Consider the following 10,708-nt stretch of genomic DNA (forward strand, 5'->3'; position numbering starts at 1 on the left):
GGCGATCCTTCAGAGTCTGGGAAAAATTCAAGGCCGCCATTATGGCCGCAAGTCTGCTCGACGCAAACCTCAGCGGGCTTCTGTTGAGGATGAATAAAGTGCGTATAATCCGCCGCCATGACTCGTACTCGATCCCCCCGCACCCCCAAAAAACCACCTTCCAAGGGCATGCGCCCCTGGCTGGGCTGGGCCCTTAAACTCAGCCTGGTCGGCCTTGTGGTGCTTGCCGGGTTCGCGGTTTATCTCGACGCTGTGGTCCAGGAGAAGTTCTCCGGCAAGCGCTGGACCATCCCGGCCAAGGTGTACGCGCGCCCGCTTGAGCTGTTCACTGGCCAAAAGCTGAGCAAGGAAGACTTCCTCACCGAGCTCGATGCCTTGGGCTACCGACGCGAAGCCGTCAGCAACGGCCCTGGCGCGGCGGCGGTCAATGGCAATACCATCGACTTGAATACCCGTGGCTTCCAGTTCTATGAAGGCATGGAGACAGCTCAGCCTGTGCGCGTGCGCTTCTCCGGCGATTACGTGGCCGAGCTCTCGGCGACCAACGGTTCGAAGCTCTCTGTGGTGCGACTGGAGCCGCTGCTGATTGGCGGGATTTACCCGAAAAACCTTGAAGACCGCATCCTGATCAAGATCGATCAGGTTCCGCCGTATCTGCTCGAAACCCTGGTTGCCGTAGAAGACCGGGATTTCTACAGCCACTGGGGCGTGTCGCCGAAGTCGATTGCCCGAGCCATCTACGTCAACACCTCGGGCGGCAAGATGACCCAAGGTGGCAGTACGCTGACGCAACAGTTGGTCAAGAACTTCTACCTCACCAGCGAACGCAGCCTGACCCGTAAGCTCACCGAAGCCATGATGGCGTTGTTGCTTGAGTTGCATTACGACAAGCGCGAAATTCTTGAGGCTTACCTCAATGAAGTGTTCGTCGGCCAGGATGGTCAGCGCGCGGTGCACGGTTTCGGCCTGGCCAGCCAGTTCTTCTTCGGGCAGCCATTGTCCGAGCTGAAACTGCATCAAGTCGCTTTGTTGGTGGGTATGGTCAAGGGGCCGTCCTATTACAACCCGCGTCGCAACCCTGAGCGGGCGCTGGAACGGCGCAATCTGGTGCTCGATGTTCTGGCGGAACAAGGCGTTGCCACCGCCGAACAGGTTGAGGCGGCGAAGAAAATGCCACTGGGTGTGACCACTCGCGGCAAGTTGGCCGACAGCTCTTTCCCGGGCTTCCTCGACCTGGTTAAGCGTCAGTTGCGCGAAGACTACCGCGACGAAGACTTGACCGAAGAAGGTCTGCGGATCTTCACCAGTTTCGACCCGATCCTGCAGATGAAGGCCGAAGCCTCGGTCAATGACACGTTCAAGCGTCTGTCCGGGCGCAAGGGTTCCGATGAGGTTGAGGCGGCCATGGTCGTGACCAACCCGGAAACCGGCGAAGTCCAGGCCATGATCGGTAGTCGTCAGGCGAGTTTTGCCGGCTTCAACCGGGCGCTGGACGCGGTACGACCGATCGGCTCGTTGATCAAGCCGGCGGTTTATCTGACAGCCCTCGAGAAGCCAAGCCAGTACACGCTGACCACTTGGCTGTCGGACGACTACTTCTCGGTCAAAGGCGCGGACGGTCAGGTCTGGAAACCGCAGAACTATGATCGCCGTTCCCACGGTACGGTGTTCCTTTATCAAGGGCTGGCGCATTCCTACAACCTGTCGACCGCACGTCTCGGCTTGGCGGTGGGCGTACCGAATGTCTTGAAGACCCTGGCGCGTCTGGGGGTGAGTCGGGAATTTCCGGCGTTCCCGTCGATGTTGCTGGGTGCCGGCGGTATGACCCCGATCGAAGTGGCGACCATGTACCAGACGCTGGCCAATGGTGGGTTCAATACGCCGATGCGCGGGATTCGCAGTGTGCTGACTGCCGAGGGCGAGCCGCTCAAGCGTTATCCGTTCCAGATTCAGCAGCAGTTCGATCCGGCGTCCATTTACCTGATTCAGAGCGCCATGCAACGAGTCATGCGTGAAGGCACCGGTAGTTCGGTTTATAACGTGTTGCCGAAAACCCTGACCCTGGCCGGCAAAACCGGTACCAGTAACGATTCGCGGGACAGTTGGTTCGCCGGTTTCAGTCAGGATCTGCTGGCGGTGGTCTGGCTGGGGCGCGATGATAACGGCAAGACACCGTTCACCGGTGCCACCGGTGCGCTGCAGGTCTGGACCAGTTTCATGCGAAAGGCCGATCCGCTGCCGCTGGACATGCCGCAGCCGGACAACATTGTTCAGGCCTGGGTCGATTCGCGCACGGGGCAAGGTTCTGAAGGCAGCTGCCCAGGCGCAGTGCAGATGCCGTATATTCGCGGCAGCGAACCGCCTCCCGGTCCCGCTTGCGGTGGCGAAAGCCCTGCTGAATCGGTGATGGATTGGGTCAAGGGCTGGATGAATTAAGCAAAGAGGGTTTCAAGTGAACAAGTGGTTGATTCCAGCAGTGACCGCCGTAGCTTTGCTCAGCGGCTGCTCCACCGTACAGCGTGGTTCGATCCCGGTTGTGGACTCCGGCAGCGCCGTCTCCAACAGCGAACGGATTTCGGCGAATGGCGGTTTCCGGCAGTCGACGGTAAAACGTCCTGCACAAGCCCAGACTCAGGCAATCCCGCAAGGTGATACTGGCGTCGTCGTGATGGTGCCGGGTGGTGGCGCTGTTTCCTCGGCCCCGATCAGCACTTCGCCGATTACCCCAGGCCCGATCACTCCGGGCCCGATCGATACCTCGCCGGTTCAGTCGGCACCGATCAACCAGGGCAGCTACAGCATGCCATCTACGCCGAGCGGAATTCCTTCGGCGAGCTCCGGCGGCCTGTCTGCCGATGAGCAACTGGACGGTCCGGTTCTGGCGTTGTTGACCACTGCCCAGCAGCAACAGGCCAGTGGCGACCTTAATGGTGCGTCTTCCAGCCTCGAACGCGCCCAGCGTGTCGCGCCGCGTGAGCCGCAAGTGCTTTATCGTCTGGCCCAGGTACGTATGGCTCAAGGCGATGCGGCTCAGGCCGAACAGTTCGCTCGTCGTGGTTTGACGTTCGCCAATGGTCGTCCGGCTCTTCAGGCCAGCTTGTGGGAATTGATCGCCCAGGCGCGTGAGAAACAGGGTGACTCCGCCGGTGCAGCGTTGGCGCGTCAGAAGGCCAAGGTCTCGCTGTGATGGATGCACGCTTCCCGAAGATTGCCGAACAGTTGCTGTTGATCGAACGCGAACTGCGCGTTCAGGGCTGGTGGGACGAAGTTCCGCCGTCCGCTGAAGCGCTTTCAAGTGTCGAGCCGTTTTCGGTGGATACGCTGGATTTCGAGCAATGGCTGCAATGGATCTTCCTGCCGCGCATGAAAACGATTTTGGAGCAGGATCTACCCTTGCCAAACGCATCGGGAATCCAGGAGATGGCCGAAATGGTCTTCGCCGCCCGCAACGTCCAAGGCAAGGATCGGCAGCTTCAGGTCTTGCTCAAAGAGTTCGACCTGTTGATCACCGCCTCTCGCTAACTCCAATCCGTTGTAGGAGCCGTAGGAACCGTAGGAGCTGTCGAGTGAAACGAGGCTGCGATCTTTTGATCTTGTTCTTAAAAGCAAAATCAAAAGATCGCAGCCTCGTTTCACTCGACAGCTCCTACATGCAGTTTTTCGCAATCTGTTTCTGTGCTTCGGTGATGCGCTCCTGACGTTGTTGGTCGGTCAGACGGCGCATCTCACCGTCGACATCCTCCCGTAGTCGCGGATTGTTCTGCAGTTGAGCCAGGTTGGTTCGAGCCTGTTCGCAGAATACTTTTAGCTGGGCTTGCTGCTCGGCAACCTGCTTTTTCACTTTGTTGTCGATAGCCTGTTGATCGCCTATGACGTTGCTGCGCGTTGGCGTACCTGGTTTGCCGACGGGCGGGGCGGGCGTCACCACGAGGGCGGGCTCCTGGCCTGGGGGCGGTTGCGCATCGAAATGGGTAACGCCCTGGGCATCGACCCATTTATAGATCTGGCCCGCCATGCACAAAGGGCTCAGGCTGATCAGCAAGCCGGCGGTGAAGAAGAACGTTCGCATGCCATTTCCTTGTCATGGGTGCGCAATCGAAGCTAACACAGTTGCGGTTTAAAGGTTTTTTCTTGCGTTCTCATGCGCTTAGTTCGAATAAAGCACATTGACGGCTTGACTTGCGATGGGCGAAACAGAAGAATCCAAAGTCCGCTGTAGAGGGACTGCCAGAAGCAGACCCACTCGGTAGATCATGAGGCGCACATCCGCGCCGACCTGTTACACCCGCAACGCGTTACCTCGCGCTGGGTGGGAAAGGCCCGCAACACTTGGGACGATCCCAATACTTGCTCAGTCAGTGCTGACGTAGTCGGCGACCACCGTCGCTCATGCTCTGCCGAGAAGTAAACCTATTAAGACCCGTCCTCTTGTATGTGGGCGGTATTCTGGCGTTTTAGAGGTGAACAACGTGGAGCTTTTATCTGGCGGTGAGATGCTCGTCCGCTTTTTGCGTGACGAAGGCGTCAAATATATCTACGGGTACCCGGGTGGTGCTCTTCTTCATGTCTATGATGCCCTGTTCAAAGAACCGGAAGTGACCCACATCCTGGTTCGTCACGAGCAGGCTGCGACCCATATGGCTGACGGCTATGCCCGTGCCACCGGTAAAGCCGGTGTGGTACTGGTAACCTCCGGCCCGGGTGCAACCAACGCCATCACCGGTATTGCCACGGCCTACATGGACTCCATTCCGATGGTGATCATTTCCGGCCAGGTGCCTAGCACCATGGTAGGCACCGATGCATTCCAGGAAACCGACATGATCGGTATCTCCCGGCCAATCGTGAAGCACAGCTTCATGATCAAGCATGCGTCGGAAATCCCTGAAGTCATGAAGAAAGCGTTCTACCTGGCGCAATCCGGTCGTCCTGGTCCGGTCGTTGTCGATATCCCGAAAGACATGACCAACCCGGCCGAGAAGTTCGAATACATCTTCCCGAAAAAAGCCAAGCTGCGTTCCTACAGCCCGGCCGTTCGCGGTCACTCCGGGCAAATCCGCAAGGCAGCCGAAATGCTCCTGGCGGCCAAGCGTCCTGTGCTTTATTCAGGCGGCGGCGTGATTCTCGGTGGTGGCTCCGCGCCGCTGACCGAACTGGCGAAGATGCTCAACCTGCCAGTGACCAATACCCTGATGGGCCTGGGTGCCTACCCTGGCACCGACCGTCAGTTCATTGGCATGCTCGGCATGCACGGCAGCTACACCGCCAACCTGGCGATGCACCATGCCGATGTCATCCTTGCAGTCGGCGCGCGCTTCGACGATCGCGTGATCAACGGCCCGGCCAAGTTCTGTCCGAATGCCAAGATCATTCACATCGACATCGACCCGGCTTCGATCTCCAAGACCATCAAGGCAGACGTGCCTATCGTCGGTCCGGTCGAAAGTGTCCTGACCGAAATGGTCGCGATCCTCAAGGAAATCGGCGAGACCCCGAACAAGGAGTCCGTTGCCAGCTGGTGGAAGCAAGTCGATGAGTGGCGCGGCGATCGCGGCCTGTTCCCTTATGACAAGGGCGACGGCAGCGTGATCAAGCCGCAGACCGTGATCGAAACCCTGTGCGAAGTGACCAAGGGCGACGCCTTTGTGACCTCCGACGTGGGTCAGCACCAAATGTTCGCTGCGCAGTACTACACGTTCAACAAGCCAAACCGCTGGATCAACTCCGGTGGCCTGGGCACCATGGGCTTCGGTTTTCCGGCGGCCATGGGCATCAAGCTGAGCTTCCCGGATGACGACGTCGCCTGCGTTACGGGCGAGGGCAGCATCCAGATGAACATTCAGGAACTGTCGACCTGCCTGCAATACGGTTTGCCGGTAAAGATCGTCATTCTGAATAACGGTGTACTGGGGATGGTTCGCCAGTGGCAGGACATGAGTTATGGCAGCCGCCACTCGCACTCCTACATGGAATCGTTGCCTGACTTCGTCAAGCTGGCCGAGGCTTATGGCCACGTTGGCGTGCGCATCACCGAATCGAAAGATTTGAAGTCGAAGATGGAAGAGGCGTTCGCCATGAAAGATCGCCTGGTGGTTATCGATATTTCGGTCGACACCAGCGAGCACGTCTACCCGATGCAGATCAAAGACGGCTCCATGCGCGATATGTGGCTGAGCAAGACGGAGCGTACTTAATCATGCGGCACATTATTTCCTTGCTTCTGGAAAACGAACCGGGCGCTTTGTCTCGTGTAGTCGGCCTGTTCTCGCAGCGCAACTACAACATCGAAAGCCTGACCGTGGCGCCAACCGAAGACCCGACCCTGTCGCGTCTGACGCTAACCACGGTAGGGCACGATGAAGTCATCGAGCAGATCACCAAGAACCTGAACAAGCTGATCGAAGTGGTAAAACTGGTCGACCTGTCGGAGAGTGCTCACATCGAGCGCGAACTGATGCTGGTCAAGGTCAAGGCCACCGGCGCCCAGCGCGCCGAGATCAAGCGCACCACCGATATTTATCGTGGGCAGATCGTTGATGTCAGCGCTAGCGTATATACCGTTCAATTGACCGGTACCAGCGACAAGCTCGACAGCTTCATTCAATCGATCGGGACTGCCTCGATTCTGGAAACCGTACGCAGTGGCGTCACCGGGATTGCCCGCGGCGACAAAGTACTGAGCATCTAAACCAAATTAGCGAATGGCCTGAAGGGCCAGATATAAAGGGGAAATTCATGAAAGTTTTCTACGATAAAGACTGCGACCTGTCGATCATCCAGGGCAAGAAAGTTGCCATCATCGGTTACGGTTCCCAGGGCCACGCTCAAGCGTGCAACCTGAAAGACTCCGGCGTTGACGTTACTGTTGGTCTGCGTAAAGGTTCGGCTACTGTTGCCAAAGCTGAAGCCCACGGCCTGAAAGTGACTGACGTTGCTTCCGCCGTAGCGGCTGCCGACCTGGTCATGATCCTGACCCCGGACGAGTTCCAGTCTGCCCTGTACAAGAACGAAATCGAGCCGAACATCAAGAAAGGCGCCACCCTGGCCTTCTCCCACGGTTTCGCGATTCACTACAACCAGGTTGTGCCACGTGCTGACCTCGACGTGATCATGATCGCGCCGAAAGCTCCGGGCCACACCGTGCGTTCCGAATTCGTCAAAGGCGGCGGTATCCCTGACCTGATCGCTATCTACCAGGATGCTTCGGGCAACGCCAAAAACGTTGCACTGTCCTACGCTGCTGGCGTTGGTGGCGGTCGTACCGGCATCATCGAAACCACCTTCAAGGACGAGACCGAAACCGACCTGTTCGGCGAACAAGCCGTTCTGTGCGGCGGTACCGTTGAGCTGGTAAAAGCCGGTTTCGAAACCCTGGTTGAAGCTGGCTACGCGCCGGAAATGGCCTACTTCGAATGCCTGCACGAACTGAAGCTGATCGTTGACCTCATGTACGAAGGCGGTATCGCCAACATGAACTACTCGATCTCCAACAACGCTGAGTACGGCGAGTACGTGACCGGTCCGGAAGTGATCAACGCCGAATCCCGTCAGGCCATGCGCAACGCCCTGAAACGTATTCAGGACGGCGAATACGCCAAGATGTTCATCAGCGAGGGCGCCACCGGCTATCCTTCGATGACCGCCAAGCGTCGTAACAACGCCGCCCACGGTATCGAAATCATCGGTGAGCAACTGCGCTCCATGATGCCGTGGATCGGTGCCAACAAGATCGTCGACAAAGCCAAGAACTAAGTCCCGAGCTTGTACGGAAAACGCGGCCTAGGCCGCGTTTTTTCGTTTGGATCCGTCGGTTCTGGTATAAAGCTGCATTGTTTGTGGCCGAACCGTCGTCCCAGACATCTGTCGAAACTTTCCACCCCGTTGCAAGGTAAATGTCCATGAGCGAACGTCCCGAAGAGCCAAAGCAGGCTTCTGACGCCGAAAGCCTTCTGCCCATCGATGAACACATCGAAGAAGGGCATGACGCTGAAGGTCGTAAAGTCCGGCATCGTGGTATCTATCTTCTGCCGAATCTGTTCACCACTGCGAACCTCTTCGCAGGGTTCTATTCCATCATCAACTCGATGAGCGCCCAGAGTGCCTTGAGTGCGGGTGATGTGATCGGCGCGAGCAAATATTTTGCGTTTGCCGCGATCGCGATTTTCGTTGCCATGGTGCTTGACGGCCTCGATGGTCGCGTTGCCCGTATGACCAATACCCAAAGCGCTTTCGGTGCCGAGTATGACTCGCTGTCGGACATGGTTGCCTTTGGTGTGGCGCCGGCATTGCTGGCATTCGGCTGGGCCCTGGGCGATATGGGCAAGGTCGGCTGGATGGTCGCCTTCATCTATGTGGCGGGGGCGGCGTTACGTCTGGCGCGTTTCAACACTCAAGTCGGCACAGCAGACAAACGTTACTTCATCGGTCTGGCCAGCCCGGCCGCCGCCGGTGTGGTCGCGGGCATTGTCTGGGCATTCAGCGATTACGGCATTCAGGGTTCCAAGATGTCGTTCCTGGTTGCACTGATGGTTGCCGCCGCCGGGATGCTGATGGTTAGTAACATCAAGTACAACAGCTTCAAGGAGCTGGACTTGAAAGGGCGCGTTCCCTTTGTCGCGATTCTCGCGGTGGTATTGGTATTCGCCGTTGTGTTCAGTGATCCGCCGCGTATTCTGCTGCTGGTCTTCCTTGCCTATGCGGCTTCCGGGCCGGTGCAGTACCTGTTGCGTCTTCGTCGCCACAAAAAAGCCGAGTGATGTAATTTCCCTCATACTCCGCAGTCTATGGGTGCATCTGTCCTCCAAAGCTGCGGAGTTGTCATGCTGATCAAAGTCCCCAAAGCGTCTGACTGTCATGAGTCGGACGTCACGCCTGAATCCCTCTACCTTTCTCGCCGCAGTGTATTAGGTGCTGCCGTTGCAGGTTTGGCGGTGAGCAGTCTGCCGCGTTGGGCGAGTGCCGATGATGTTGCGCGTTATGCTGATGTCGAGTCTGGCAAGGCGCCCACCTGGTTTGCCGAAAAGCTTCCTTCTACCAAATGGGAGGCGGTCAACGTCAAGGACGAGGCGATCACACCGTTCAAGGATGCGACCCATTACAACAACTTCTATGAGTTCGGTACCGATAAAGGTGATCCCGCGGCCAACGCGGGTGCGCTGAAAACCGAACCCTGGAGCGTGGTGGTGGACGGGGAGGTGGGGAAGCCGGGGCGGTATGCGCTGGAAGACTTCATGAAGCCTTATCAACTGGAAGAGCGTATTTATCGTCTTCGCTGTGTTGAGGCCTGGTCGATGGTCATTCCGTGGATAGGTTTTCCCATTTCGGCGTTGCTCAAGGAAGTAGAGCCGACGTCCAAAGCCAAGTTCATTCGCTTCGAAACCTTGCAGGATCCCAAGAGTATGCCCGGGCAGCGTTCCGGCTTTGCCTTGATCGACTGGCCTTATGTAGAAGGGTTGCGTCTGGATGAAGCAATGAATCCATTGGCGATTCTTGCTGTGGGCATGTATGGGCGTGAGTTGCCGAATCAGAACGGTGCGCCGCTGCGTCTGGTGGTGCCCTGGAAGTACGGCTTCAAGAGCATCAAATCCATCGTGCGGATCAGCCTGGTCAGCGAGCAGCCGAAAACTACTTGGCAGAGTATCGCCTCCGATGAATATGGTTTTTATGCGAACGTGAACCCGACAGTCGATCACCCGCGCTGGACCCAGGCACGGGAAAGGCGTTTGCCGAGCGGTCTGTTCAAGCCCAATGTGCGGGACACGCAAATGTTCAACGGCTACTCGGATGAAGTTGCTTCTCTCTATACAGGGCTCGATTTGCGGAAGCATTACTGATGCGATATCCGTATTGGCGTATTGGCGTGTTCATCACTGCAGCGATTTGGCCAGTGCTTTGGTTGTATCAGGCTTGGGCGGATGTGCTGGGACCTGATCCAGGCAAAGTATTGATTGACCGTCTGGGGCAGGGGACGCTTGTGCTGCTGCTCATTACATTAAGCATGACGCCATTGCAGAAGCTCACTGGTTGGCCGGGATGGATAGCGGTTCGGCGGCAGTTGGGGTTGTGGTGCTTCGCTTATGTTGTTCTGCATTTGAGCGGTTACACCGCGTTCATTCTTGGCTTTGATTGGTCGCAGTTGGGTATCGAGTTGCGCAAGCGGCCCTACATTATTGTAGGAGTGCTGGGATTTCTCTGTTTGCTGGCATTGGCGGTTACCTCTAATCGCTACAGTCAGCGGCGTTTAGGTTCTCGCTGGAAGAAACTGCATCGATTGGTTTATGTGGTTCTCGGGCTCGGATTGCTGCATATGTTGTGGATCGTACGTGCCGATCTGAAGGAGTGGGCGATCTATGCTTCTATAGGTGCGTTGTTGTTGGTGCTGAGATTGCCGCCTGTAATCCGCCGGATTCCACGTTTAACAGCTAAAAAGCGCCCTTCTGCAAGAAAAGCATAATTAAGAGTTGACGGCAGATTCTGGACGTCTATAATTCGCCCCACTTCCGGCGCAGTCGAAACGGAAAACTCCTTGATAAACAATGAGTTATGCAGTTTTCGGCAGCGGTTACGCTTCAGTTCATCGAGGCCAGAAGGAGTTGAAAGAGCGGTGTTGTTTGGCTCTTTTGACGGTTCGATCTTCTCGGTCGAAAGCGGAGAAAAAGAGGTGTTGACAGCAGCGAGTAACGCTGTAGAATTCGCCTCCCGCTAACGA

Annotated in this window: 10 protein-coding genes; 9 read left to right on the forward strand and 1 reads right to left on the reverse strand. The window is 57.1% G+C overall.

The window, feature by feature from the left end; all coding sequences use genetic code 11:
• Positions 1-117: 117 nt before the first annotated feature.
• Genes mrcB through IB250_RS20830 form a run of 3 tightly spaced genes read left to right on the forward strand, consistent with a single transcriptional unit; the run spans position 118 to position 3,522 of the window.
• Positions 118-2,436, forward strand: a complete 2,319-nt coding sequence (gene mrcB, locus IB250_RS20820; RefSeq protein WP_192345432.1) for a penicillin-binding protein 1B — start codon at positions 118-120, stop codon at positions 2,434-2,436.
• Positions 2,437-2,452: 16 nt separating this feature from the next.
• Positions 2,453-3,187, forward strand: a complete 735-nt coding sequence (locus IB250_RS20825; protein ID WP_123497214.1) for a tetratricopeptide repeat protein — start codon at positions 2,453-2,455, stop codon at positions 3,185-3,187.
• On the forward strand, positions 3,187-3,522 hold the full coding sequence (locus IB250_RS20830) for a YqcC family protein (RefSeq protein WP_123497216.1): 336 nt from the start codon (positions 3,187-3,189) through the stop codon (positions 3,520-3,522). Before IB250_RS20825 ends, IB250_RS20830 begins: the two co-directional genes overlap by 1 nt.
• Before the next feature lie 124 nt (positions 3,523-3,646).
• On the opposite strand, the gene IB250_RS20835 is transcribed toward IB250_RS20830, so the two are convergent.
• Entirely contained in the window at positions 3,647-4,069 is a 423-nt protein-coding gene (locus IB250_RS20835) for a DUF4124 domain-containing protein (protein WP_192345433.1), read from the reverse strand.
• A gap of 400 nt (positions 4,070-4,469) precedes the next feature.
• Between IB250_RS20835 and IB250_RS20840 the strand changes: the two genes are divergently transcribed.
• From IB250_RS20840 to msrQ, 6 genes are all read left to right on the forward strand, one after another.
• Entirely contained in the window at positions 4,470-6,194 is a 1,725-nt protein-coding gene (locus tag IB250_RS20840; RefSeq protein WP_123497228.1) for an acetolactate synthase 3 large subunit, read from the forward strand.
• A gap of 2 nt (positions 6,195-6,196) precedes the next feature.
• On the forward strand, positions 6,197-6,688 hold the full coding sequence (gene ilvN, locus IB250_RS20845; RefSeq protein ID WP_003176102.1) for an acetolactate synthase small subunit: 492 nt from the start codon (positions 6,197-6,199) through the stop codon (positions 6,686-6,688).
• Between the two features lie 47 nt (positions 6,689-6,735).
• The gene (ilvC, locus tag IB250_RS20850; RefSeq protein ID WP_003185459.1) at positions 6,736-7,752 is read left to right on the forward strand and encodes a ketol-acid reductoisomerase; all 1,017 of its coding nucleotides are present in this window, start codon (positions 6,736-6,738) and stop codon (positions 7,750-7,752) included.
• Between the two features lie 146 nt (positions 7,753-7,898).
• Complete coding sequence (pssA, locus tag IB250_RS20855) at positions 7,899-8,756, forward strand: CDP-diacylglycerol--serine O-phosphatidyltransferase (RefSeq protein ID WP_123497220.1); 858 nt, start codon at positions 7,899-7,901, stop codon at positions 8,754-8,756.
• 63 nt (positions 8,757-8,819) lie between these two features.
• Complete coding sequence (msrP, locus tag IB250_RS20860; RefSeq protein WP_192345434.1) at positions 8,820-9,833, forward strand: protein-methionine-sulfoxide reductase catalytic subunit MsrP; 1,014 nt, start codon at positions 8,820-8,822, stop codon at positions 9,831-9,833.
• Positions 9,833-10,453: a protein-methionine-sulfoxide reductase heme-binding subunit MsrQ gene (gene msrQ / locus IB250_RS20865; RefSeq protein ID WP_192345435.1), complete on the forward strand. Its 621-nt coding sequence runs from the start codon at positions 9,833-9,835 to the stop codon at positions 10,451-10,453. The genes msrP and msrQ overlap by 1 nt, the downstream gene beginning before the upstream one ends.
• The last annotated feature ends 255 nt before the right edge of the window (positions 10,454-10,708 follow it).

It is taken from the genome of Pseudomonas sp. PDM09 (assembly GCF_014852305.1).
GTDB lineage: Bacteria > Pseudomonadota > Gammaproteobacteria > Pseudomonadales > Pseudomonadaceae > Aquipseudomonas.